Here is a 24,920-nt window from a genome sequence, read left to right on the forward strand (position 1 = left end):
CGCCTGTGACGACAGCCACGGCGCCGAGCACAACGGCGGGATCTGAAAGAGATGTCACGGAAAAAGGGTCCTAGGGGTTTGATGGCGGGACAATGAAGTCGTCGAACCGGCATACATCGAGCGGCTCTTCACGTCAAAGTGTGTCCATCTTACGGGAGTTGATCTACCCCTGCGGCGTGGAGAGGCCGCGACGATTCCACGAGGAGAATGAGCTGTCTGCCCGTTTGCATATGCTCATGACTGGTTTCGTCAACCTTCGAGGGCGCGGTGGACGGACCACTGAGCTGGGGTGATGTCACCTCACGCCGTGGGCCGCGCCCCAAACGCCGACCGGGCGGTGCCCTGAGGACACCGCCCGGTGAAGCGCCGGTCCACGAGCTACCGGCCGGGGTCTACGAGCCGCCGGCCGGGAGCGTTCCGAGCCACTTCTCGATCGTGTCCGCCGTCAGCGCGGAGTGCTCCTTGGCGAGTGAGAGATGGTTCGCCTCGATGTCCAGGACATCGTCCGCGGGTACGGAGGAGGTGTCGAGGATGAAGCCGTCCAGGTCCTGGGTGCACCGGACTTGGAGGGTGCGGGCCGTGGGCGGCGGGGTCTTGGACTCCGTCAGCGCCATGAACCAGTGCACCATCGCGGACATCCTGGCGCTGTTCAGCATCACGGACGGGGAGTCGATGTCCGCCAGGTAGAACCGGGTGGTCGCGTCGAGGTCGTTGCCCTCGCCCAGGCCGTAGTGGATGCTCGCGCTGTCCAGCAGGATGACGCCCTCGGGCTTGATCCCCCAGGTCTCCTCCATCGCGCCCGCCGCCAGATAGGCGAGTGAGCCGCCCGACGAGTGCCCCACCAGGACGAACGGTTCGCCGTCGCTGGCGTGCAGTGCGCTCTCCGCGACGATACGGACCGCGGCCTCGCTCGTGGCGGGCAGCGGTTCACCGGGAGCGAAGCCCATCAGCGGGAGTGCGGAGAGGTGCCGCTTGCCGCGGAAGTGGGCCGCGATACGCGCGTACTGGTGTACGCCGCCGGTGGCGCCGGGTGCGCTGACGAAGATCAGCCTGGGGCTGCGCGGGCCGTCCGCCAGGACGACGGGCGTCGACAACTCCTCCAGATCGGCGGGGGTTTCGAACGTCGGCCGGGTGTTCGCCACGGCCTTGAGCAGGCGCATGCCCTCGACGAGTTTCCCGTTCCGTACCGCGCTGTAGAAGAGGCCCTCCAGCGTCTCGCTCGCGTCCTGCGACGGCCGCGTGACCGTGGCGGGACCGCCACCGCTCGCGGAGCGGGTCACCTGCTGCCCGGTCCGCTGCGAGGCGAGTTCCTGGTGCAGCCAGCCGGCGAGCTTGAGGGGCGTCTCGTTGTCGAAGACGACCGAGGTGGGCAGTCGCAGGCCGAGCGCCTCGGCGAGCTGGTTACGGAGTCCGACGGAGACCAGGGAGTCGAAGCCCAGCTCCAGGAAGCGCCGCTCCGGGTCGATGGCGCCGGGGTCACGATGGCCCAGCAGACCGGCCGCGTACCCCGTCACCAGCTCGGTCAGCAGGTGGAGCTGTTCGGCCGGTCCGAGTCCGCGCAGCCGGCCGAGCAGGGTGACGGGTGACCGGTTCGCCGCGGCGGCGGAGCGGCGCGCCCGGGGGACGAGGTCCCGCCACAGCGCGGGCAGTGACTGCTGGGCCTGGAGGCCCGCGATGTCGAGGCGGACCGGGATGACAAGCGCCTCGGCGCGCGCCACCGCCGAGTCGAAGAGCGTGAGACCGGCGGCCGTGGAGATCGGCGGCATCCCGGAGCGGGACATCCTGTCCATGTCGGACTGGGCCAGTGTGCTGGTCATCCCGCTGCCCTGGGCCCAGGGTCCCCAGGCCAGGGAGGTCGCGGGCAGTCCGAGGGACCTGCGGTGCGCGGCCAGGGCGTCCAGGAAGGCGTTCCCGGCCGCGTAGTTGGCCTGACCGGGGCTGCCCACGACACCGGAGACCGACGAGTAGAGGACGAACGCGGCCAGATCCAGCGCACGGGTCGCTTCATGGAGATTCCAGGCGGCGTCGGCCTTCGGCCTCAGAACCCGGTCCAGTCGCTCGGCCGTGAGCGAACCGAGCAAGGCGTCGTCCAGCACACCGGCGGTGTGCACCACGGCGGTCAGCGGACGCGCGGCGGGTACGGCCGCCAGCAGCGCGTCCAGCGCCGTACGGTCCGCGACGTCACAGGCGGCGACGGTCACCTCGGCGCCCTGGGCCGTCAGTTCGTCCCGCAGCTCCGTCGCGCCCGGTGCGTCCGGGCCCCGGCGGCCTGCCAGGAGCAGATGCCGTACGCCGTGTTCGGTGACGAGATGGCGGGCCAGTTCGCCGCCGAGGCCGCCGGTACCGCCGGTGATCAGTACCGTGCCCTCACGGTCCCAGACGGGCGCGGCGCCCGCGGGCGGGGAGGTCGTCCCGCTCTCCGGCAGACGGGCGAGGCGCCCGGCACGGACGGTGTTGTCGCGCACCAGCGTCTGCTGCTCGTCCAGGGCGAGCAGACCGGGCAGCACTCCGGCCGACAGGAACGTGTCGTCCATGTCCACGAGCAGGAAACTGCCCGGATTCTCCGTCTGCGCCGACCGTACGAGCCCCCAGACCGCGGCCGCGGCCAGATCCCGGACCTCCTCACCCTCCGCGGCGACCGCACCGCGCGTGACGAAGACCATCCGCGAACCCGACAGCCGCGGCTCGTCCAGCCACTCCCGCAGAAGGCCCAGCACCCACCGGGTGAGAGCACGCACCGCCGCCGCCTGCCCCAGCTCCAGATCACCCACCACCGGCACCAGGAACACATCCGGCACGGCACCGCTCTCGCCGACCGTCCCGGCCAGTGACTCCGCATACGCGACGACCGTCTCGTCCGCACGGTGCATCGCGTAACCCAGATCCAGCTCATCGGCGCCGACGACCGCCCAGCGGGTACCGGACACGGGCCGCTCCGTGGGAACGGAGACCCAGTCGACGCCGAAGAGCGAGGCCGGCTCCTCACGGCGTGGGGCGTCGGCCGCCTCCGGCAGCGCCGGCCGCAGGGCCAGCGACTCGACGGAGAACACCGGCTCGCCCCGCATGTCGACGGCCGCCAGCTGGAACGAATCCTGGCCACTGGGGGTCAGCCTGACCCGCAGGGCGGAGGCGTCCGAGGCATGCAGGGAGACCCCGGTCCAGGCGAAGGGGAGCAGGCCCCGTGAGGCGTCCTCGGGCCCGGCGAACACCGTGCTGTGCAGGACGGAGTCGAACAGCGCCGGGTGCACTCCGTAGCCGTCCGCGTCACCGGCGTCGTGGGGGAGTGCGACCTCGACGTAGATCTCCTCGCCCCGGCGCCAGGCCGCGCGCAGTCCGCGGAATGCCGGACCGTACCGCAGTCCCTTGCGGGAGAACCGGTCGTACAACCCCTCCACCGCCGCGGCGTCGACGGCTGTCGCGCCCTCGGGCGGCCAGACGGACGCGTCGAAATCGACCACGTACTCCTCGCGGCTGATCCGACCGGAGGCGTGCAGCGTCCACGCGGCGTCCGGGACACCGGAGGGGCGGGCGTGGCAGCGCAGCTCGCGGTGTCCGTTGCCGTCCGCGCCGCCGATGGAGATCTGGACCTCGGCCGCGTCGTCGTGGGGAAGGACCAACGGGGCGGTGAGAATCAGTTCCTCGACGCGGTCGCAGCCGACCTGGGTCGCGGCGCGGACGGCCAGTTCCACGAAGCCGGTGCCGGGGAAGATGACCAGCCCGTTCAGCACATGGCCGGCCAGCCAGGGATGCGACCGTACCGACAGCCGGCCGGTCAGCAGCACCTCGTCGGAGCCCGCCACCATCACCGCCGCGCCCAGCAGCGGGTGTTCGGCCGAGACCAGGCCCAGACCGGAGGCGTCCACGGGACGCGCCGATATCGACGGCCAGAACCGCTCGCGCTGGAAGGCGTACGTCGGTATCTCCACCCGCCGTGCGCCGGGGAACAGCCGCTGCCAGTCGAGGGCGGTTCCCCTGACGTACGCCTCGGCGGCGGACTGGAGGAAGCGGTCCCAGCCGCCGTCGTCCCTGCGCAGCGAACCGATCGCGAGCGCCCCGCGGTCGGTGGTGGCGATGGTGTCCTGGATGCCGGGGAGCAGCACGGGGTGCGGCCCGACCTCGATGAACTGCCCGTATCCGTCGGCCAGTAGCGCCCGGGTGGCCTCCTCGAACCGTACGGTCTCGCGCAGATTGCGGAACCAGTGCTCGGCGTCGAGTCCGGTGGTGTCCAGCCGCCCACCGGTGACGCAGGAGTAGTAGGCGGTCTCCGGGCCCTTCGGTCTGATGCCCGCCAGCGCTTCGAGCAACTCGTCGCGGAGCGCGTCCACCTGCGAGGAATGGGAGGCGTAGTCCACCGGGATCACGCGTGCGCGGGCCCCGTCGGCCTCGCACGCGGCGACCAGCTCCTCCAGCGCATCCGGCTCACCGGAAACGACAGTGGCGGACGGGCCGTTGACGGCGGCGATCTGGATACGGCCCTGCCACGGCGTGATCCTGCCGGTGACCTCCTCCGCCGGCAGGGCGACGGACGCCATGCCGCCATGACCGGACAGGCCGCGGATCGCGCGGCTGCGCAGCGCCACGATCCTGGCGCCTTCCTCCAGGCTGAGCGCGCCGGCCACGCAGGCGGCGGCGATCTCGCCCTGGGAGTGGCCGACCACCGCGTCGGGCACCACACCCACCGCACGCCACACCTCGGCCAGGCCGACCATGACGGCCCACAGCGTGGGCTGGACGACGTCCACCCGCTCCAGGCCGGGAGCGTCCCCGGTCTGCCGGAGGACCGCCTCCACGTCCCAGCCGGTGTACGGCGCGAGGGCCTGTCCGCAGGCGCGTACGCGCGCGGCGAACACCTCGCTGGTGTCCAGCAGGCCGACGGCCATGCCGGCCCACTGAGCCCCCTGCCCGGGGAAGACCAGCACGGTCTTGCCGCCGCCGCCGACCGGGCTCCTGCCCCGGACCAGCCCGGGGGCGGTCTCGCCGGCGGCGAGCGCGTCCAGACCGGCCAGGAACTCCTTGCGGTCCGAGGCGACGAGTACGGCGCGGTGCTCGAATCCGGTGCGGGTCGTGGCCAGCGAAAGGCCCACGTCCGCGGGGGACAGTTCGGGCCGCGCGGAGACGAAGTCCCGTAGCTTCGCCGCCTGGTCGCGTACCGCGGCCTCGCTCTTGCCGGAGACCACCCACGGCAGCGCCCCGGTACCGGCGAGCGCCGTCGCGTCCTCCCGGACGGCGGTCTGCTCCGGGACGGGCGGCTGCTCCGGAGCGGAGGGCTGCTCCGTGGCGGGGGGCTGCTCCAGGATCACATGTGCGTTGGTGCCGCTGATGCCGAACGACGAGACGCCCGCGCGCCGCGGGCGGCCGGTCTCCGGCCACGCCGTGCGCTCCTTGAGCGGCTCGACGGAGCCGGCCGTCCAGTCCACCCGGGTGGAGGGCGTACCCAGATGCAGCACCTCGGGCAGCACACCGTGCCGGAGCGCCATCACCGTCTTGATCACACCCGCGGCGCCGGCCGCCGCCTGGGTGTGGCCGATGTTGGACTTGACCGCGCCGATCAGCAGCGGCCGTTCACGCCCCTGTCCGTACGCGGCCAGCAGCGCCTGCGCCTCGATCGGGTCACCCAGACCCGTGCCGGTGCCATGGGTCTCCACCGCGTCCACGTCAGCGGGGGAGAGACCGGCGACGGCCAGCGCCTGCCGGATGACGCGCTGCTGCGAGGGGCCGTTCGGCGCGGACAGACCGTTGGACGCGCCGTCCTGGTTGACCGCACTGCCCCGCAGTACGGCCAGCACCGGATGGCCGTTGCGCTGGGCGTCCGAGAGACGCTCCACGACGAGCATGCCGATGCCTTCCGACCAGCTGGTGCCGTCGGCGTCGTCGGAGAACGCCTTGCACCGGCCGTCGGGGGCGAGGCCGCCATGGAGGCTGAACCCGGCGAAGCTCGACGACGTCGTCATCACCGTGACACCGCCGGCCAGCGCCATCGCGCACTCTCCCGCCCGTACCGCCTGCGCGGCCAGATGGAGAGTCACCAGCGACGACGAGCACGCGGTGTCGAGGGTGACCGCCGGGCCCTCCAGACCGAGCGCGAAGGAGAGCCTGCCCGACATGACGCTCGCGGCCAGGCCGTTGCCGGCGTACCCGGCCATGTCGTCGTCCGAGGCCAGTACGAGATGGGCGTAGTCCTGGGAGTTGGTGCCGACGAAGACACCCGTCCTGCTGCCCCGCAGCTCGGTGGGGTCCGTACCGGTACGTTCGATGGCCTCCCACGCCGTCTCCAGCAGCAGCCGCTGCTGCGGATCCATGGCGACGGCCTCGCGCGGCGAGATCCCGAAGACGCCGGGGTCGAACTCGGCCGCGTCGTAAAGGAATCCGCCCTGCTGCGTCGCGCTGCGCCCGGGACCGTCGCCGGCGAGTGCGTCGAGGTCCCAGCCGCGGTCGGTGGGGAACCCGGAGATCGCGTCGCCGCCGGAGGAGACCAGCTCCCACAGATCCTCGGGGGAGCGCACTCCGCCGGGATACCGGCACGCCATCGCGACGATCGCCACCGGCTCCTGCATGCCGGACTCGACCTCCTGAAGACGTTGGCGGGTCTGGTGCAGATCCGCGGTGACCCACTTCAGGTAATCGAGGAGTTTCTTTTCGTCCGGCATCCTCAGCGAACCTCTCTTCCCATGGCGATGAGCACGTCTGAGCACGTTGCGCTGGTACGGCCGTCATGACCGGTGCTCGGCGGCCGGCGTGGCCGCGGAGTGGTGCCATCCTGGGAGCCGAATGTGTCCGCCGTGGCTAGAGAACACGTCGGGACAGGCTCGGTTGTGCCGCGATGGGAAGTTCGCCGGATGTCGGTGGCGGGTCGAAGCGGTGTCGGCCGTGTATCGGTTCCGGCGGCGGGAAGCGGCCTCACACAGCACCACCCACCACATCCCGGGAGACGTGGTGGGTGGGCGTGATCGTGCCGCGGTGTGTCCGCGCGGGCGTCGGGCCCCGGTCAGCTGCCGACGTAGGCCGCGAGGTGTTCGCCGGTGAGGGTGGAGCGGGCGGCGACGAGGTCGGTGGGCGTGCCCTCGAAGACGATTTGGCCGCCGTCGTGGCCGGCCCCCGGACCGAGGTCGATGATCCAGTCGGCGTGTGCCATGACCGCTTGGTGGTGCTCGACGACGATGACCGACTTCCCGGAGTCGACCAGCCGGTCGAGCAGCCCGAGCAGCTGCTCGACATCGGCGAGGTGCAGGCCGGTGGTCGGCTCGTCGAGCACGTAGACGCCGCCCTTCTCGGCCATGTGGGTGGCCAGCTTGAGCCGCTGCCGCTCGCCGCCGGACAGGGTGGTGAGCGCCTGGCCGATGGTGAGGTAACCGAGCCCGACGTCGGCGAGCCGCGCCAGGATCCTGTGGGCCGCCGGGGTCTTCGCCTCGCCCTCGCCGAAGAACCTCTCGGCCTCGGTCACCGACATCGCGAGCACCTCACTGATGTCGCGGCCACCGAGGTGGTAGTCGAGCACCGCTGCCTGGAACCGCTTCCCCTCGCACTCCTCGCAGGTGGTGGCGACGCCGGCCATCATCGCCAGGTCGGTGTAGAGGACACCGGCGCCGTTGCAACTGGGGCAGGCACCCTCGGAGTTGGCGCTGAACAGCGCCGGCTTCACACCATTGGCCTTCGCGAACGCCTTGCGGATCGGGTCGAGCAGTCCGGTGTACGTCGCCGGGTTGCTCCGTCGCGAGCCGCGTATCGCGCCCTGGTCGATCGACACCACACCCTCGCCGGCGGCCCCCGACCGCTGACGCAGTGACCCGTGGACGAGCGAGCTCTTCCCGGAGCCGGCGACGCCGGTGACGACGACGAGCACCCCGAGCGGGATGTCGACGTCGACGTCCCGCAGGTTGTGGGCACTGGCGCCGCGGATCTCCAGCGCCCCGTTGGGCGTCCGCACCTTCTCCTTGAGGGCGGCCCGGTCGTCGAAATGGCGGCCGGTGACGGTGCCGCCGGTCCGCAGCCCCTCGACGGTGCCCTCGAAGCAGACGGCGCCGCCCGCCGTACCGGCGCCGGGGCCGAGGTCGACGACGTGGTCGGCGATCGCGATCGTCTCCGGCTTGTGCTCCACGACGAGCACGGTGTTGCCCTTGTCCCGCAGCCGCAGCAGCAGGCCGTTCATCCGCTCGATGTCATGGGGGTGCAGGCCCGTGGTGGGTTCGTCGAAGACATACGTGGTGTCGGTGAGCGAGGAACCGAGGTGGCGGATCATCTTGACGCGCTGGGCCTCGCCGCCCGACAGCGTGCCCGACGGCCGGTCGAGCGAGAGATAGCCGAGACCGATCTCCACGAACGAGTCGAGGGTCCCCCGCAGTGTGGCGAGCAGCGGCGCCACCGAGGGCTCGTCGAGACCGCTGACCCATGTGGCCAGGTCGCTGATCTGCATCGCGCAGGCGTCGGCGATGTTGATCCCGCCGATCCGCGACGACCGGGCCCCCTCGCTGAGCCGGGTGCCGTCGCACTCGGGGCAGGAGGTGAACGTCGTCGCCCGCTCCACGAACGCGCGGATGTGCGGCTGCAGCGCGTCGATGTCCTTGGAGAGCATCGACTTCTGGATCTTCGGTATCAGGCCCTCGTACGTCAGGTTGATGCCGTCGACCTTGATCTTGGTCGGCTCCTTGTGGAGGAGGTCGTGCAGTTCCCTCTTGGTGAACGTGCGGATCGGCTTGTCCGGGTCGAAGAAGCCGGAGCCGCCGAAGATACGGCCGTACCAGCCGTCCATGCTGTAGCCGGGGATCGTGAGCGCGCCCTCGTTGAGCGACTTGCTGTCGTCGTAGAGCTGGGTGAGGTCGATGTCGGAGACCGTGCCCCGGCCCTCGCAGCGCGGACACATGCCGCCGGTGACCGAGAAGGTCTTCTTGACGGCCTTGCTGCCGGCGCCGCGGTCGACCGTGATCGCACCGCTCGCCCGGACCGAGGGCACGTTGAAGGCGAACGCTTTGGGCGAGCCGATATGCGGCTCGCCGAGGCGGCTGAAGAGGATGCGCAGCATCGCGTTGGCGTCGGTGGCGGTGCCGACCGTGGAGCGGGTGTCGGCACCCATCCGCTGCTGGTCGACGATGATCGCGGTCGTCAGCCCTTCGAGTACGTCGACCTCGGGCCGCGCCAGCGTCGGCATGAAGCCCTGTACGAAGGCGCTGTACGTCTCGTTGATCAGCCGCTGCGACTCCGCGGCGATCGTGCCGAACACCAGCGAGCTCTTGCCCGAGCCGGAGACACCGGTGAACACCGTCAGCCGGCGCTTCGGGATCTCGATGCTGACGTCCTTGAGGTTGTTCACGCGCGCGCCGTGCACACGGATCAGGTCATGGCTGTCGGCAACGTGCAGCGCGGGCGACTGCGTGTCCGTCCTCGTGGCCGTGCTCATCGTGTCTCCATCTGTATCTGAGAGGCGGGACCGCCTTCTTCGCGCGGGCCGGCGGTGTCGGCCGGGGTGGCGCGTGGTGTCCGTCCGGCTGACATCGGCGCCTCCGGACCCCGGCCGCGCGGCGCGCCCGGCCGAGGCGCCAGACTAACAAGCGGCCGTCGCGCATCACCTCGACCGGCGCTCACCGGTCCTGAAGCAGCCCGAGGACGTTGCCGTCGGGGTCCGTGAAGGTGGCCACGAGACGGCCGCCGCCGACGTCGTGCGCGGGCTCCTTCACGGTGGCCCCCGCGGCGGTCACCTCGGCGAGCTTCGCCTCGATGTCCGGCACGTGCCAGTACGCCACGGGCGAGGTCATGCCCTGCGGTCCACCGCCCGGCACCAGTCCGATGTGCTGCCCCTCGGCCTCGAAGCCGACGTAGTAGGGCGCGTCGGCCTGCGGCTCCACGCCGAGCAGGGCGGTGTACACCTTCTTGGCCGCCGCCAGGTCGGAGACGGGATGCAGCACGGTCTTGATCCCCTGGGTGGAAGAGCTGGTCATGGTCACTCCTGAAGTCGTGGGTCCGGTCGCGATGGGCCGGTTCGAAGACGAACGGGCGGTCCGGGAACCGACAGTCCGATGGCTCCGGACGAGGCTCGCGTCGGTGGTGGTGATGTGTACGGCGATCACGCTAGTGCGGCTGGTTGACCGGCGCTTCTCGATTCCTGACCGGTCTGGTCAGCTGCTCCGGGACCACTGCTCCGGGCGCCCTGCTCCGGGATTGGGTCAGGCGTTGCGGGTGCTGCGGCGGGCGCCGCCGTACTCGGCGTCGGTGACATGGTCGAGCCAGTCGACCTCGTCGGTCTCCCACACGGCGATCTGGGTCAGGAAGCGGTCGGGGGCGGCGCCGTGCCAGTGCTCCTCTCCGGCCGGGGTCCGGATCACGTCGCCGGGGTGGGCCTCGATGATCTCACCGCCGCGGGACTGGAGCAGGGCGATGCCCTCGACGATGTAGAGGGTCTGGCCCAGGCCGTGGGAGTGCCAGGCGGTGCGGGCGCCGGGGGCGACATGGACCGCGTTCACACGGGCCCGGGACGGCTCCTCGCCGCGGTAGATCACATCGGCCCACGCGTCGCCGGTGAACCACTCGGCGGGCAGCTTGACGGTCGGCCGCTTCCTCAGGAGCTCCATGATTCTCCCCTTCCTTCCAGGAGGCCGGGAGCCCGAGCCCCCGGCCTCGTCGAGGATGTTCTCCAGCCGGGTGCCGGCGCTCGTCGTGTTGGGCCGGCCGGCGTAGAACGCCGGACGGGTCAGCGAGGTACGGCTCGGCCGGCGTGGTGACGGCGACGGTGAGTCAGGCCGTGTTCGCGGTCAGGGACCGAGCAACTGCCGGAGGTCGTGAATCACACCGTGCGTGGCATGGCCGAGGGCGGCGGGCGGTGTCGGGCCGCCCGCGTAGCCGACGACCGGCATCCCCGCCGCGAGGGCGGCGTCGACACCGGCGGGGCTGTCCTCGATGACGAGGCAGCGGTCCGGCGGGGTGCCCAAGGCGCCGGCGGCGTACCGGAAGAGGTCCGGGGCGGGCTTGCCGTGCGCGACGTCGTCGGCGCTGAAGACCCGCCCGGCGAACCGTTCCCACAGGCCGGTGACCGTCAGCGAGTGCTCGATGCGCTCGTGGCCGCCGCTGGAGGCGACGCAGTACGGCAGGAGCCGACCGTCGAGCGCGTCCAGCAGCTCGGCCACGCCGGGCATGGTGAACGGCCGGGCGGTGAACGCGGCACGGAGCCGGGCCCGGTAGCTGTCGAGCCAGTCCGGGCCGACGGGGACATCGGCGTGGGCACGGATCTCCGCGTACAGGTACGACTCCGGGCGGCCCAGAAACCGTTCCCGTACCTCGTCGGGAGTGAGCGGCCAGCCGGCTTCGGTGGCCAGCTCCGCGACGACGGCCGGGCCGATGCGTTCCGTGTCGACGAGCACTCCGTCGCAGTCGAAGACGACGAGACCGACCCCCCTCAGTCCGGTGGGGGCGCCGCCCGGGACGGCGTTCACCGGGACCCCGCCATGTCGAGGGACTCCAGGGCGGCCGCCACGACGGCTTCCTCGGTCATGCCCATCGCGGTCATCGCGTCGGAGGCGGAGGCCGAGGTGCCGAACCCGTCGATGGTCACGGCGCGTCCGGCGTCGCCGAGCAGATCGTGCCAGCCGAAGACGGAGGCCGCCTCGACCACGACGCGCGCCCGGACAGCCGGCGGGAGCACCGCGTCCCGGTACGCGGCGTCCTGCTCGGCGAACCAGTCCTTGCAGGGTACGGAGACGACCCGGGCGGTGATTCCGCGCCCGGCGAGAGTCTTCCGCGCGCCCAGTGCGAGCGACACCTCACTGCCGCTGGCCAGCAGCACCACATCGACGGCGCCCTCGGTCTCCTCGGCACCGGCGACGACGTACGCACCACGCGCCACACCTTCGCGCACGGCGTCGGCGGGCGTCGGCAGCACGGGCAGCGCCTGGCGGGCCAGTACGAGCCCGACCGGTCCCGGGCGGCCGAGGGCGGCGAGCCAGGCGGCGGCGGTCTCGGCGGCGTCGGCCGGGCGTACGACGGACAGACCCGGCATGGCGCGGAGCGAGGCGAGGTGTTCGACCGGCTGGTGGGTGGGGCCATCGGCGCCGAGCGCCACGGAGTCGTGCGTCCAGACATGCACGACCGGCAGCCGCATGAGGGAGGCGAGCCGCAATGACGGCCGCTCGTAGTCGCTGAACACCAGGAAGGTGCCGGCGAAGGGGGTGTCGTAACCGACGAGGGCGATGCCGTTCAGCGCGGCGGCCATCGCGTGCTCGCGCACACCCCAGTGGATGTTGCGACCGCTCAGCCCGTGCCCGCCGGCCCCGTGCCCGCTGTCCTCGTCGGCGGGGAGGAAGGAGCCGCCGGAGCCGATGGTCGTACGGTTGCTGTCGCCCAGGTCGGCGGAGCCGCCCCACAGACGCGGCAGCCGCTCGGCGAGTGCCTGGATGACCTGGCCGGACGCGTCGCGGGGCGCGACGGCGGCGCCCGGCTCGAAGACCGGCAGCGCGTCGGCGGCCTCGGCCGGATCGAGCGGGCGGATCGCACGCTCGCGGGCGGCGGCGAGTCCGGGGTGGACCAGCGCCCATTCGGCCAGTGCCGTGTCCCAGGCGCGGTGCAGTTCCGCACCACGTCCCCGCGCGGCCCTGGTGTGTTCCAGAACGTCCGCCGGCACGGTGAACGGCTCGTCGGCGACGCCCAACAGCGCCTTGGTGGCCGCGACTTCGGCCGCCCCGAGAGGAGCGCCGTGCGAGGCCGGGGTGTTGGTGGCGTTCGGCGCGGGCCAGGCTATCCGCGACTTCAGCACGATCAGGCTGGGGCGGCCCTCGTGCGCGTGAGCGGTGGAGAGCGCGCGGTCGAGCGCGGCGGTGTCGATGTCGCCGTCCGCGCCGAGTCCCACGGTCTGTACGAACCAGCCCTGCGCGGCGAACCGGGCGGCGGTGTCCTCACGGGTCGTCAGATCGGTGGAGCCCTCGATCTGGATGCTGTTGTCGTCCCAGACCACCACGAGGTTGTCCAGCCGGTGCCGCCCGGCCAGCGCTCCGGCCTCGTACGAGATGCCCTCCTGGAGGTCACCGTCGGAGCACAGCACCCACACCGTACGGGCGGGCACTTCGCCGCGCGCGACGGCACCGCCGCCGGTCAGCCGGCCCTCGTCCCGCTTGAGCGCCATGGCCATGCCGACGGCGGTGGCGACGCCCTGGCCGAGCGGCCCCGTCGTCGTCTCGACGCCTGTGGTGTGGCCCAGTTCGGGGTGCCCCGGTGTCAGGGAGCCGAGCTGCCGGAAGCGCCGCAGGTCGTCCAGACCGAGGCCGTAACCGGTCAGGTAGAGCTGCGTGTACTGCAGGATGCTCGCGTGCCCGCAGGAGAGCACGAACCGGTCGCGGCCCTCCCAGCCGGCGTCCGCGGGGTCGTGCCGGACATGCCGTTGGAACAGCAGATGAGCGACGGGCGCCAGCGCCATCGCCGTGCCGGGGTGGCCGGAGCCGGCCGTCTCGACGGCGTCCATCGCCAGGGCGCGGGCCACCGCGACGGCCCGTCGGTCCATGTCGCCGAATACGGGGGCGGTGACGGGCGCGGTGGTCGTCCGCGTGGGTAGGGCGGTCACGGCAGCTCCTCATAGATCATGTCGTCATGATGACTTCGCATAACGTAACCCATGGCCCAACCGGCCCCCGTGGCGGCGGATTGCGGTGGTCCTGGCCGGATCAGGCGTCGGGAGTGTGACGTGGAAATTGCCTATTGACGTCCACTCGGCTTCTAGTCATCATGACGTCTTGACGACACACGGACTCGATGAGGAGACCACGGATGGCCGAGCACAAGTACGCACAGGTGCGCGACCATTTGCTGCGGCGGGTGAGCGGTCTTCCCGTCGGCGGCCGGCTGCCGCCGGAGGCGGCGCTCTGCGAGGAGTACGCGGTGAGCCGCATCACACTGCGCCGCGCGGTCGACGAGTTGGTCAATGACGGACACCTCATCCGTGAGCAGGGCCGCGGCACCTTCGTCACCCGGCCCCGCTACGCGCTGAAGCACCGCGAGCGGTTCGTCAGCGAGGTCACGGGCTTCTTCACCCAGATGAGCCGTCAGGGGCACACGGTCACCTCGGAAGTGCTCGCCCAGGAGCCGACGCGGGCGGGCGCGCGGCTGGCGGCGGCCCTCGACATCAGCCCCGCCACGTCCGTCATCCGGCTGGAGCGGCTGCGCCGGGTGAACGGAGTCGTGCACCATCTCGCGGAGTCGTACGTGGAGGAGGAGCGCTTCCCCGACGTGCGGACGGCGGACTTCTCCGCCACCTCCCTCTACGCCTATCTGCGGGCACATCACGATGTGCTGCTCGCCAGGAACGAGATCGTCGTCGGCCTGCACGAGTGCGACGGCCGGGAGGCGGGACTGCTGGGCGTGGCGGTCGGGTCTCCGCTTCTGCTGGCGACCTCCAGGGTCTTCGACCTGAACCGGAAGCCCGTCATCCATGGGACGTCGAAGTTTCTGCCGGAGACCGCCGAACTGTCCTTCGACATCATCGCCGACGCCGAGTAGCCCCGGCCTCATCACCCTCTCGCAACGTACGGAGCGCGCACATGCTCAGCGAACTGCTGACCGAGGAGAAGATACGTTTCTCCAGTGACAGCCTGACCTGGCGGCAGGCCGTGACCCAGGTCGCGGACCCCCTTCTCGCCGCCGGTGACATCACGTCCGGCTATGTCGCCGCGATGATCGACTCGATCGCCGCCGGCGGCACGTACATCGACCTCGGTTACGGCATCGCGCTCGCCCACGCCCGTCCCGAGAGCGGCGCCGTCCGCACGGCCATCTCCATGCTCCGGCTGGCGGAGCCCGCGCCCCTGCTCGACCGGCCGGAGCACTCCGTCGACCTCTACTTCTGTTTCGCGGCGGTCGACGCCGCCGCGCACACCGGAGCCATGTCGTCGCTCGCCCGCATCCTGTCGGACACGGAGACCCGCGAAGCGCTGCGCGACGCGCGTTCCGCCGCCGATGTCACCACGTTGATCACTCGTTTCGAGGAGACCCGATGAAGTTCCTGGCCATGTGCAGCACCGGACTCGGCAGCAGTTTCATGGTGCGTATGAACATCGAGGACATCGTCCGTGAGCTCCGGCTCCCGGATGTCACGGTGGAGCACAGTGACATCAGCTCGGCGGGGCCGGAGAGCGCCGATGTGTTCTTCGTCGCCAAGGACCTGGAGGACGCCGCGGCCGGACTCGGCGATGTCGTGGTCCTGAACAGCATCATCGACAAGGACGAACTGCGTGACGCGGTGAAGTCCGCGGCCGCTCGCCACGGTCTGCTCTGACCGCGGCCCCGCGTCCGCCCCGGCTGTACCACCGGCAGCCCTTCATCACAGCGACCACGGCCCAGTCGTGCCCGTAGTGCCCCCAGACGTGCCCGAGTGGCCGTAGACGTGCCCGCAGAGAGGCGTTGCCCCAGTGAACAGCGTTCTGAACACCCTGCTCGACATCTTCAGAGAACCGTCCGTCATCATCGGACTGATCGCTCTGCTGGGGCTCGTGCTCCAGCGCAAGTCCCTCTCCGACACGCTCAAGGGGACGATCAAGGCGTTCGTCGGCTTCCTGGTCCTGGCCGCGGGCGCGGGTGTCGTGTCCGATGCCCTCACGCCTTTCGGTGAGATGTTCCAGCACGCCTTCGGTGTCCAGGGCGTCGTGCCGAACAACGAGGCGATCGTCGGCAAGGTCCTTACGGACTACGGTTCCCAGGCCGCGCTGATCTTCTTCTTCGGCATGATCGTGAACGTACTGCTGGCGCGCTTCACCAGGTTCAAGTTCATCTACATGTCCGGGCACGTCGCGCTCTACCTGTCCGCGATGATCGCCGTGATCCTCATAGCCAACGGATTCAGCACCTGGCAGACCGTGCTCTGGGGCTCTCTCGCCGAGGGTCTGATCACCACGCTCTCGCCCGCCCTGGTGCAGCCGTGGATGCGGAAGGTCACCAAGCAGGAGAACGTGGCTCTCGGTCACACCGGTAACTTCGGCATCGCCACCAGCGGTCTGGTCGGCAAGCTCGCCGGCGACACCAAGAAGTCCACCGAGGACCTGAAGATCCCCAAGGGGCTCGGCTTCCTGCGGGACACCACCGTCGTCATCGCCGTCTCCATGGGCGTCATCTACCTGCTCGTGACGCTGGTGGCCGGTGCCGGATACGTGGAGGACAAGCTCAGCGGCGGCCAGTGGTTCCTGCTCTGGGCCGTCATGCAGGCCGGTAAGTTCTCCGCCGGTGTCTTCATCATCCTGGCCGGTGTCCGGGTGGTCCTCGCCGAGATCATCCCCGCGTTCAAGGGCATCTCCGAGAAGCTGGTCCCCAACGCCAAGCCCGCCCTCGATGTTCCGATCGTCTTCACCTTCGCCCCCAACGCCGTCCTGATCGGCTTCCTGTCCAGCTTCGTCGGCGGACTGATCGGCATGGGCGTTCTTGTCGCCATCGGCGGGACGATCATCATCCCGGGCATCGTCGCCCACTTCATGACCGGCGCCGCCTCCGGCGTCATCGGCAACGCGACGGGCGGCAGGCGCGGTGCCGTACTCGGCGCCATGACCAACGGCCTGATGATCACCTTCCTGCCGCTGCTCGTCCTGCCCTTCCTGGGCGACGTCGGCCTGGCCAACTCCACCTTCTCCGACGCCGACTTCGGGGTCTCCGGCTTCCTCCTCGGCAGCGCCGTACGCTGGGGCCACGCCGCCGTCATCGTGCTGATCCTCGCCTCGCTGGCCGCCGTCTTCGTCGGAAGCGCCGTGGCCACCCGCCGCGAGGCGGCCAGGTCCGCGGCCGACCCGGACCCGGAGTCCGAGTCCGAGCGGCAGCCGGCCGTCTGACCCGCCGTGTGACGGCGTTCGACGCGGCCCGACGCACATCGTCGGGCCGCGTCACGCTGTGATGCCCTGCTCGTGGTGTGGTGTGTTGTCGTGCCGGGGGAGCAGGAACGGGGTCGCCAGCAGCAGGAGACCGGCGATCGCGATCGCGGTGCGGGGGCCGGTGAGGCCGGCGAGCAGGCCCCACAGGGCGGTCAGGGCCGCGATGGTGAGCTTGCTGGTGATCGACCACGCGGACAGGGTGCGGGCGACCCGGTCCGTCGCGGTGTGGTCGAGCCGGTACGTGGCGTACACCGGATTGAACACCCCCGAGCAGGTGATCAGTCCGAACTCGACGACCATGACGAGCACGAGTCCGCCGGCGCCGGGGCCGATGAAGGCCAGCCCGAACAGCCAGCACGCGCGCAGTGCCCCGGCGGTGAGCATGACCTTGTGCCGTCCGAACCGCGCGACGAGCCCGGGGGCCAGTCGTGAGCCGATGAGACCGCCGACGCAGGGCACGGCGAAGGCGAGACCGTACTGCCAGGGTGCGAACCCGAGGTGCCTGAGCATCAGGACGGCGAGCACCGGCGAGGTCGCCATGATCAGACCGTTGACCAGGACCGTGTTGAAGAACAGCGGACGCAGCGCCGGGTGGTCCAGGATGTACCGCCAGCCGTCGAGCAGGTCGCCGGCTCGGAACCGCGGCGCGCCGGTTCGTACGGGGCGCGGCTCCTCGCCGCCGATCGCACGGATCCCCGCCGCCGAGAGCAGATAGCTGACCGCGTTGGCCACCACGGTCATCACCGGGCCGAACAGCCCGATCGCGGCCCCGCCGAGCGGCGGTCCGAGCACCGACGCGGTCCAGGTCGTGGACTCGAACCGCCCGTTCGCCACCAGCAGGTCCTCCGGCCGCACGAGCGCCTTCAGGCACGCGCCGCTCGCCGACGTGAAGGCGATATCGGCCGCACCGACGACGACCGCCACGACCAGGAGCTGGGTGAAGCCGAGCAGGCCGAGCGCGAACGCGGCGGGGACGCTCATCAGCGCGGCGAACCGCAACAGGTCCATCGCGACCATCACCGGCCGCTTACGGCGGAACTCCACCCACGGCCCGAGCGGCACCGCGACCACCGCGCCGACCGCCAGCCCCGCGGCCGCCAGCAGTGACACCTCGGTCGTCCCGGCGTCCAGTACGAGGATCGCGATCAAGCGGAACGCGTCGAACGCCAGCCACGTGCCCAACGCGCTGACCCCGTACGCCGCCCACAGCCACCCGAACTGCCGGCCCAGCGACTTCCTGACCACCATCCCACCCTCTGACGTGCGACGTCCACGGCCTGCGCCGTCGCGTCCCGCAGTATGTCAGCCGGCGCGCGGGACGTAGTACGGGCGGTTGTGCGCCGCGACCGGGGCTGACTGGTATGTCCACGCCCCGGCGGCCGGGGCGCCCGCGATGAGGGCGGTCAGGTCGGCGCCGACGGGTGAGGACGCGTCCTGGACGGTGAGCCGCACCCGGTCGGCCTCGCCGGTCAACGACCGGTATTCGTAGGGCTGGTAGACGTTCAGGGGACCGGCGATCGGCCGGCCCGCCGGGTCGGTGCCGTAGCCGGTGATGGGGGTGTTGTTGACGGGGGTACGCGGCAGCCCGGCCAGGTCGGCGGAGAAGGAGAACAGCGGCAGCTCCTGGCGTTCGATGCCCGCGCCGGAGGGTGCGTGCGCCGCCTGCTTGCAGGCCACGGTCCAGCTGTCACCCGGGGGGCCGTTGAGGGACGGCATCGTCGCCTCGAACCACGCGGGGTACTTCGGCTCTCCGTAGAGCTTCGTGCCGGCCTCGATGGCCAGCGGGTTGTCGCACAGCACATGGAGCCGGGCGATGCCCAGCAGCTTGGTCTGGTCGTAGCCCTGCGCGAACTGCTCGTACGACAGCCGGGCCGGACGCCCGCCGCTCGCGGTGGGATGGGCGATGATGCTGTACTCGATCTCCTGCGTGATACCCCCGCCGTTCGGATACTGGGCGAAGTACAGCTGGTAGTTGAGCGTGACGCACGCCTGACCGTCGAATTCGGCCGCGCTCAGGTCGGGATGGTGCTCTGCCAGCGCCTTGCGTACCGGCGCGGGGTCGACCAGATAGTCGAGGCCGATGTTGTGCAGGGCCCCGTAATGGAACGGCAGTTGGTAGGGGGCGGCGACGGGCGGCAGTGTGAGGTCGTCGGTCACGGGGCGTGAGTCTCCTCGGGCGTGGCCGGGCCCGGAGAGTGTCCGGGGACCGGCGGGCGGATCGTGACGCGCTGTTCTGACAGGTCGCGGTCGATCTGTTCGGCGCTGCGCAGCGTGATCGCGGCCATGGTGAGCGTCGGGTTGGACGTGCCGAGCGAGGGCATGGAACCGCAGCCCACCGCGTACAGATTGGGGTGGTCCCAGCTGCGCTGCCACGAGTCGACGACGGAGTCGGCGGGGCGGGCGCCCATGATGTGCGTGCCCGCGCCGTGGCCCGCGCCGCGGTAGGCGTAGGGCCGGCCCCCGTACTCGAACCATCCGGGCTGCGACGGCCCCGGCTCGTACCGGCTGTGGTCCCGCGCCCCCAGAAGGGCGAAGATCTGGTCGGACACGGACTTGGCCGCGACGATGCCCTGTTTCACATGAGCGGACAGGTCATAGGTCAGAACGGGGCGCGGGTTGCCCAGCGGGTCGCGATGGCGGGCATCGAGCGTGACGCGATTGGCGGGATCGGCGCTCTGCTCCATCTCGAACTGAAGGGCGAACTGCCGCCCGATCCGGTCCCCGGCCGCCTGCCGCAACGCCGCGCCGAACAACGCCCCGCCTCCGCCGGGCGCCGCCGGGTCCGCGGGGCGCAGCAGCGCGGCGACTTCGTGTCCCGGCGGGCCGACCGCCCAGTTCCAGCCCCAGTTGCCGATCTCGATACGGAACGGGGCGCGGGCGGCGCGGACCGGACCGAAGCGGAAGCCCTCCAGGCCGGAGGTCGAGCCGGGGCCCCGGTAGGGGCCGACCCGCTGGGGCATCAGGCCCCAGGTGAGCAGGACGGGGTGATCCATCAGGTTCCGGCCCACCTGGTCACTGGAGTTGGCGAGGCCGGACGCGAGCAGGAGCCGGGCGTTCTCGATCGCGTGGGCCGCCAGCACGACCGTGTGCGCGTGGACCGTTCGCCGGGTGACGGAGGCGGGTCGGGCCGGGTCGTCGTAACGCTGGTACTCGACGCCCGTGATCCGGCCGGCGGCGTCGGCCAGGAGCCGTCCGGCCACCGCGCGGGTGCGCAGGGTGACGCCCGGCCCCCACCGTTCCTGCGTGCGCCGCGGCGTGTACTTCGCCCCGGTGGGGCAGATGGGGATGCAGCTGGCGCTGCCCTCGCATACGGGACCGTGCTCCTCGGTGGCCGTACTGTTGCGCGCCTGGGGCGTCCCGACGACCCGCAGCGTGGTGGGGCGCGGGGACGAGGGATCCCACACCTCGTGGCCATTGAGCCGTTCGGCCATGAGCCGGTCCAGATAGCTCGCGGGGAGCGGACGGTGCGGGAAGGCATAACCGTCGGCGAGCGGCAGGCCGACGTGGTCCCGCTGCTCCGCCGGATCGGCGGCGACCCCCAGTTCGCGTTCCGCGGCCCGGTAGTACGGCTCCAACTCCTCATATCCGATGGGCCAGTTACGGCCGTACCCGAAGTCGGCGGTGCGGAAGTCCTCCGGGTGCATGCGCGGGGTCAGCCCCGTCCAGGCCGTGCCCGTACCCCCGTTGACCCGCAGATAGCCGCTCGCGTACGGCAACGGGCCGTTCTGGACGAGGTATCCGCCGGCCCGGTAGCCACCGCCGGGGCGGCCCGCGAGATCCAGTACGTCGGGCGAGGGCACCAGGGCGTTGTCCGCGATCGCCGCGCCGGGAACCTTCACCGGCGCCGCCCGGAACCGTTCCGCGTCCGCCGCGCGTCCGCTATCGGGACCGGAGTCACCCTCGCCCATACCCGATTCCAGGACCAGGACACGCCACCCGCGGTCTCCCAGCCGCCGCGCCACCAACGACCCCGCGATCCCGGCGCCGACCACGATCACATCGAAACGCTCCCCGGCGGTCAACGCTCCCCGCCTTCCGCCGGCGCACCGGCGGGACGCTCGGCCCAGCTGCCGTAGCCGGGCCGGCCGGCGCCGGGGGCGTGGCCGCCGAAGCTGCTCCACACCAGCCCGCGGGCATAGGCGCGCGCCGGAAGCGGAACGGGTACGGTCCGGCCGTCGTCCCCCCGCAGTCCCGGCCACGTGCCCACGTACCAGAGGTGGCACACGGCGCGCGCCAGCTCACCCAGCTCCTCGTCCTTGTCCGCCACCGCCCGCGGGTCGGCCGCCTCATCCGCCAGCGCGTCCACCAGCCGTGCGTAGAGCGGCGGTTCGACCTGCCGGGCCACGAACTCCTCGTAGATCCCGGTCATTCCGGTCGCCGTCAGCTCGGCGGCGTCGAACCCCGTCAGCGCGGCCGAGAGCGTGACGAACCGCTCGGTCAGCGTCATGGACAAAATCCCCCTCTTCGAACCACTCACCGGAGACCGGGCATATCAGCCGGGATCCCTACCTCGATCGGAACCCGTTCATGCCTCGAAAGCTCGCCGAGTGCGAGTGCGGCCGAACGCAGAGTGACGGAGGGGTGTGTGGCGCCGGGGACGCCGGGGAACTACGACCGACGGCCCGGCTTGCCGCGCCGGCCGCCCTTGGGGCCGCCGGAACCACCGCGCGGACTCCTACCGGTCGACTTACCGGCTGACGTGCCGGTCGACTTGCCCGTCGACTTTCCGACCGCCGGCTTCCGCCGCGCACCGCCCGTGCCGGGACGCTCGCGCTTCGGCTGCGGCGGGGTCGGGCGGCCCCGCGAGCTGTTGACCGTGCGCCCGCGCACGATCCCGATGAAGTCCTCCACCAGTTCGGTGGTTTCGTCTTCCGGCCACGACAGAGCGACGCGCGACTCGGGGGCGTCCAGGACCGGCCGGTACGTAAGGTCCCTGCGGTGGTGCAGACGGGCCAGTGACTGCGGGACGACGAGCAGTCCCACCCCTGCCGCCACCAGTTCGACGGCGTCCGCCGTCGTGGCCGGGCGCGCGTTCGCGGGCCGTCCCGGCCTGAGCTGCCAGTCGAGGGTGTCATCGAGGGGGTGCAGCACGATCTCGTCCGCCAGGTCCTCGGCGGACACCTCGTCGACCGCCGCCACCAGATGGTCCTTCGGGACCACGACCACCGTCGTCTCGGTGTACAGAGGGATCGCACTGAGGGCGGTCCGGTCGATCGGCAGCCGTACGAAACCGGCGTCTGCCCCGCCGTCCCGCAACAGATCCGGCGCTTCGGCGGCGGACACCGTGACGAGGTTCAGCGGGATGCCGGGCAGCCGCTCGTTCCAGATCCGCACCCACTTGGTGGGCGTCACGCCGGGGACGTACGCGAGCCGGAACGAAGGGGGTACTTCCGAGCCTGTCACGCCACCAGGTTACCGGCCGTGGTCGGAGGTATCGCACACGCTCGCTACTCTTGACACCATGACGTCGCACCAGACCATCCAGACCATGAAGCCCGCGACCGCGGCGAAGAAGCTGGGTGTGTACCTTGAGGCCACCCCCGCCGAGTTCCAGGAGGGTGTCGTCTCGCGCACCGAGCTGAACGCGCTGCAGGCCGATCCGCCCCAGTGGCTGCTGGAACTGCGACGCGACGGCCCGCACCCCCGGCCGGTGGTGGCGGCGAAGCTGGGCGTCTCCATCTCCGGTCTCGCGCGCGGCGGCGTCACGGAAGCCCTCACCACCGAGCAGATCGAGGCGCTGAAGAGCGACAGCCCCGGGTGGCTGCGCCAGGAACGCGCCACCCAGGCCGAGGTCCGGAAGGAAGCGCTGCGTATCAAGGAGAGGAACGCGGAGCGAGGCGAGCAGCCCCGCCGTCCGCGCTCCTGACGCTCTCCGCCGCCGGCGCGCCGTCGCGTACGCCGAGTTCGACCACCGTGCCGGTCACCCGGGCCTGTTCCGCCGCCCACACCACGCGGTGGGAGGCGAGGCTCTCGGCGGCGTCGGAGAGCAGCAGGGACGCGTCGCGGGTGGCGACGGCGGTGAGGAAGGCGTCGGTCAGCTCCTCGTCCCCGCCTCCATGGCCGTCCTCCGGGGAAGGCCCCGGGCTCCCCGCCGCGTTGGTCCGTGTGTGGACCGTCTCCTCGGAGCCGTCGCGGAAATCGACCACCCGCAGTGTGCTTCCGTCACCGTCGATGAAGCCGTGTGTGCCCAGCAGCCGGGTGCGGCGCTGTTCCATGGGCGTGAAGGCGCTCATGGTGAACGAACAGGTGGCGCCGGAGTCGAACTCCATGCTGACCACCTGATGGTCGACCACATCGTTGTCGCACGCGTACACACAGCGGCCGTACGGCCCGGTGCGCAGCGCGTCCAGTACGCCCGCCTCGGTGTGGTCGTCGGTCACCGCCGACAGCGGCCAGAATTCCTGGTCCGGATCGCCGAGACAGCCCAGGTAGAGCCGCTTGGCCGAGTACGGGCAGCCGGTCTCCAGCGGGCAGTCGAGGCAGCGGCCGGTCGCGCCGGCCGGGGCGGCCTCGGGGCGGAAGTGCGTCAGGCTGCCGAAGGAAGCGACCTTGCGCGGCGCACGTCCGAAGAGATGCACCAGCCAGTCGATGTCGTGGCAGGACTTGCTCAGCAGCATGGGTGCGGAGGTGTCCTGACGGCGCCAGTTCCCCCGCACGAACGCATGGGCGTGGTGCCACCAGCCGACGGGCTCCAGATGCTGGACGCTGACCAGAGCGCCGATACGGCCACCGTCCAGCAGCCGCCTCAGCAGCCGGGTGTACGGCGTGTAGCGCAGCACATGGCAGACGGCCAGCAGGATGTCGTTGCGCCGCGCCGCGTCCGCGATCGCCGTGGCCTCGTCCTCGCTGGTCGCCATCGGCTTCTCCAGGAGAATGTGGTAACCGAGATCGGCCAGTGCCACCGCCGGTTCGGTGTGCAGCCGGTCCTGGGTGGCGATGACGCAGGCGTCGGCCAGCTTGCCCGCCGCCGCCACCTCGCTCCAGTCCGCGTACACCCGCTCCGGCGGAACCCCGAACTCCTGCGCCGCCCGCGCCCGGCGCCGCGGGTCCGGCTCGGCCACCGCGACCACCCGTCCCGCGCCTGTCGCCAGGGCGCGCCGGGCGTAGGTCATTCCGCGGAGTCCGGCTCCGACGAGGACCATCGTCACCTGGGACATGGGTCTCCCTTCCTTGAGTCCGTCGAGCCCATTGCGTCGGTTGGGACGCGCCCGTCCTGCCCCTGTCCGATCAGCCGCAGCAGCCGGGCGACCTCGTCCGTCACAGCCTCCCGCGCGGGACGCAGATAGGCGCGCGGATCGACGGTCGCCGGCCGCGCGGACAGCCAGTCGCGCGCCGACGCGGTGAAGAGGGTGTTGAGATGCGTGGCGATATTGATCTTGCGCATCCCGGCCCGCACGGCGTCGGCGAGATGGCTGTCGTCCACCCCCGACGAACCGTGCAGCACCAGCGGGACGGGCACCGCCGCGTACAGCTCCCGGATCAGATCCAGATCGAGCGACGCGGTGCGCCGGGTCATCTGGTGGGACGAGCCGACCGCGACGGCGAGCGCGTCGACACCGGTGTCGAGCACGAACCGGGCCGCCTCACCGGGATCGGTGCGTACGCCGGGGGTGTGGGCGCCGTCCTTGCCCCCGATCGCGCCGAGTTCCGCCTCGACCCACACTCCGTACGTATGGCACCAGTCGCTCATCTCGCGCGTACGGGCGACGTTCTCCTCCCAGGGGAGATGAGCGCCGTCGTACATCACGGAGGTGAAGCCGCGCCGGACCGCCTCCTCGATCAGATCGGGCCGGGTGGCGTGGTCCAGATGCAGCGCGACGGGTACGGAGACGGCGGCGATGGCCTCGTGCGCGGCGGCGGTGAGTGGTCCGAGGGCGCCCCGGTACGCGACGGCGTTCTCACTGATCTGGACGATGACGGGCTCGTTCGCCTGCTCGGCGCCCGCGAGGACGGCTTCGAGCTGTTCGAGGAGGACGACATTGAACGCACCGACGCCGTGCGTCGCTTCGCCGAGGATGTCGCCGGTGGGGACGAGTGGCATGTTCTGTTTCCCGTGATGGACAGGTGGGGGGCGGATGGCGGACGTGCGTTACAGGGACGCGG

The 24,920-nt window shown here is 71.2% G+C and carries 18 protein-coding genes; 5 read left to right on the forward strand and 13 right to left on the reverse strand.

The window, feature by feature from the left end:
* Positions 1-392 precede the first annotated feature (392 nt).
* From ACFRKB_RS05530 to ACFRKB_RS05555, 6 genes are all read right to left on the reverse strand, one after another.
* A complete protein-coding gene (locus ACFRKB_RS05530) occupies positions 393-6,647 on the reverse strand; it encodes a type I polyketide synthase (RefSeq protein ID WP_383103528.1) in 6,255 nt (2,084 codons plus the stop codon).
* A 338-nt stretch (positions 6,648-6,985) separates the two neighbouring features.
* Positions 6,986-9,391: an ATP-binding cassette domain-containing protein gene (locus ACFRKB_RS05535; protein ID WP_383103530.1), complete on the reverse strand. Its 2,406-nt coding sequence runs from the start codon at positions 9,389-9,391 to the stop codon at positions 6,986-6,988.
* A gap of 181 nt (positions 9,392-9,572) precedes the next feature.
* On the reverse strand, positions 9,573-9,929 hold the full coding sequence (locus ACFRKB_RS05540) for a VOC family protein (protein WP_383103532.1): 357 nt from the start codon (positions 9,927-9,929) through the stop codon (positions 9,573-9,575).
* Between the two features lie 225 nt (positions 9,930-10,154).
* Positions 10,155-10,559, reverse strand: a complete 405-nt coding sequence (locus ACFRKB_RS05545; RefSeq protein ID WP_383103534.1) for a (R)-mandelonitrile lyase — start codon at positions 10,557-10,559, stop codon at positions 10,155-10,157.
* A gap of 180 nt (positions 10,560-10,739) precedes the next feature.
* Complete coding sequence (locus ACFRKB_RS05550; protein WP_383103536.1) at positions 10,740-11,417, reverse strand: HAD family hydrolase; 678 nt, start codon at positions 11,415-11,417, stop codon at positions 10,740-10,742.
* Positions 11,414-13,474 (reverse strand): transketolase family protein, encoded by a 2,061-nt coding sequence (locus ACFRKB_RS05555; protein ID WP_383103895.1) that lies wholly within the window; start codon positions 13,472-13,474, stop codon positions 11,414-11,416. The genes ACFRKB_RS05550 and ACFRKB_RS05555 overlap by 4 nt, the downstream gene beginning before the upstream one ends.
* 263 nt (positions 13,475-13,737) lie before the next feature.
* On the opposite strand from ACFRKB_RS05555, the gene ACFRKB_RS05560 reads away from it, so the two are divergent.
* The 4 genes from ACFRKB_RS05560 (at position 13,738) to ACFRKB_RS05575 (ending at position 16,778) form a co-directional block, all read left to right on the forward strand.
* Positions 13,738-14,466: a GntR family transcriptional regulator gene (locus tag ACFRKB_RS05560; RefSeq protein ID WP_383103538.1), complete on the forward strand. Its 729-nt coding sequence runs from the start codon at positions 13,738-13,740 to the stop codon at positions 14,464-14,466.
* Positions 14,467-14,507: 41 nt separating this feature from the next.
* Positions 14,508-14,963: a PTS sugar transporter subunit IIA gene (locus tag ACFRKB_RS05565; protein WP_383103539.1), complete on the forward strand. Its 456-nt coding sequence runs from the start codon at positions 14,508-14,510 to the stop codon at positions 14,961-14,963.
* Positions 14,960-15,241 (forward strand): PTS sugar transporter subunit IIB, encoded by a 282-nt coding sequence (locus ACFRKB_RS05570; RefSeq protein WP_383103541.1) that lies wholly within the window; start codon positions 14,960-14,962, stop codon positions 15,239-15,241. The genes ACFRKB_RS05565 and ACFRKB_RS05570 overlap by 4 nt, the downstream gene beginning before the upstream one ends.
* A 133-nt stretch (positions 15,242-15,374) precedes the next feature.
* Positions 15,375-16,778, forward strand: a complete 1,404-nt coding sequence (locus ACFRKB_RS05575; protein WP_383103543.1) for a PTS ascorbate transporter subunit IIC — start codon at positions 15,375-15,377, stop codon at positions 16,776-16,778.
* 51 nt (positions 16,779-16,829) lie between these two features.
* Here ACFRKB_RS05575 and ACFRKB_RS05580 read toward each other — a convergent pair whose 3' ends face one another.
* The 5 genes from ACFRKB_RS05580 to ACFRKB_RS05600 form a co-directional block, all read right to left on the reverse strand.
* Positions 16,830-18,065 carry an MFS transporter gene (locus ACFRKB_RS05580; RefSeq protein ID WP_383103545.1) on the reverse strand — a complete coding sequence of 412 codons (1,236 nt, stop codon included), beginning with the start codon at positions 18,063-18,065 and terminating at the stop codon, positions 16,830-16,832.
* Between the two features lie 54 nt (positions 18,066-18,119).
* Complete coding sequence (locus ACFRKB_RS05585) at positions 18,120-18,974, reverse strand: hypothetical protein (protein WP_383103546.1); 855 nt, start codon at positions 18,972-18,974, stop codon at positions 18,120-18,122.
* Entirely contained in the window at positions 18,971-20,839 is a 1,869-nt protein-coding gene (locus ACFRKB_RS05590; protein ID WP_383103548.1) for a GMC family oxidoreductase, read from the reverse strand. Before ACFRKB_RS05590 ends, ACFRKB_RS05585 begins: the two co-directional genes overlap by 4 nt.
* Entirely contained in the window at positions 20,836-21,264 is a 429-nt protein-coding gene (locus ACFRKB_RS05595; protein WP_383103549.1) for a hypothetical protein, read from the reverse strand. Before ACFRKB_RS05595 ends, ACFRKB_RS05590 begins: the two co-directional genes overlap by 4 nt.
* Positions 21,265-21,425: 161 nt before the next feature.
* A complete protein-coding gene (locus tag ACFRKB_RS05600) occupies positions 21,426-22,220 on the reverse strand; it encodes a LysR family substrate-binding domain-containing protein (protein ID WP_383103550.1) in 795 nt (264 codons plus the stop codon).
* A gap of 58 nt (positions 22,221-22,278) precedes the next feature.
* Between ACFRKB_RS05600 and ACFRKB_RS05605 the strand changes: the two genes are divergently transcribed.
* The gene (locus tag ACFRKB_RS05605; protein ID WP_383103552.1) at positions 22,279-22,683 is read left to right on the forward strand and encodes a DUF5997 family protein; all 405 of its coding nucleotides are present in this window, start codon (positions 22,279-22,281) and stop codon (positions 22,681-22,683) included.
* Here the strand turns inward: ACFRKB_RS05605 and ACFRKB_RS05610 are convergent.
* Positions 22,631-23,974, reverse strand: a complete 1,344-nt coding sequence (locus ACFRKB_RS05610; protein ID WP_383103553.1) for a Gfo/Idh/MocA family oxidoreductase — start codon at positions 23,972-23,974, stop codon at positions 22,631-22,633. The genes ACFRKB_RS05605 and ACFRKB_RS05610 overlap by 53 nt on opposite strands.
* Positions 23,962-24,858: a class II fructose-bisphosphate aldolase gene (locus tag ACFRKB_RS05615; RefSeq protein WP_383103555.1), complete on the reverse strand. Its 897-nt coding sequence runs from the start codon at positions 24,856-24,858 to the stop codon at positions 23,962-23,964. Before ACFRKB_RS05615 ends, ACFRKB_RS05610 begins: the two co-directional genes overlap by 13 nt.
* Between the last annotated feature and the right edge of the window lie 62 nt (positions 24,859-24,920).

It is taken from the genome of Streptomyces scopuliridis, assembly GCF_042790125.1.
GTDB classification, from domain to species: Bacteria; Actinomycetota; Actinomycetes; order Streptomycetales; family Streptomycetaceae; genus Streptomyces; species Streptomyces scopuliridis_A.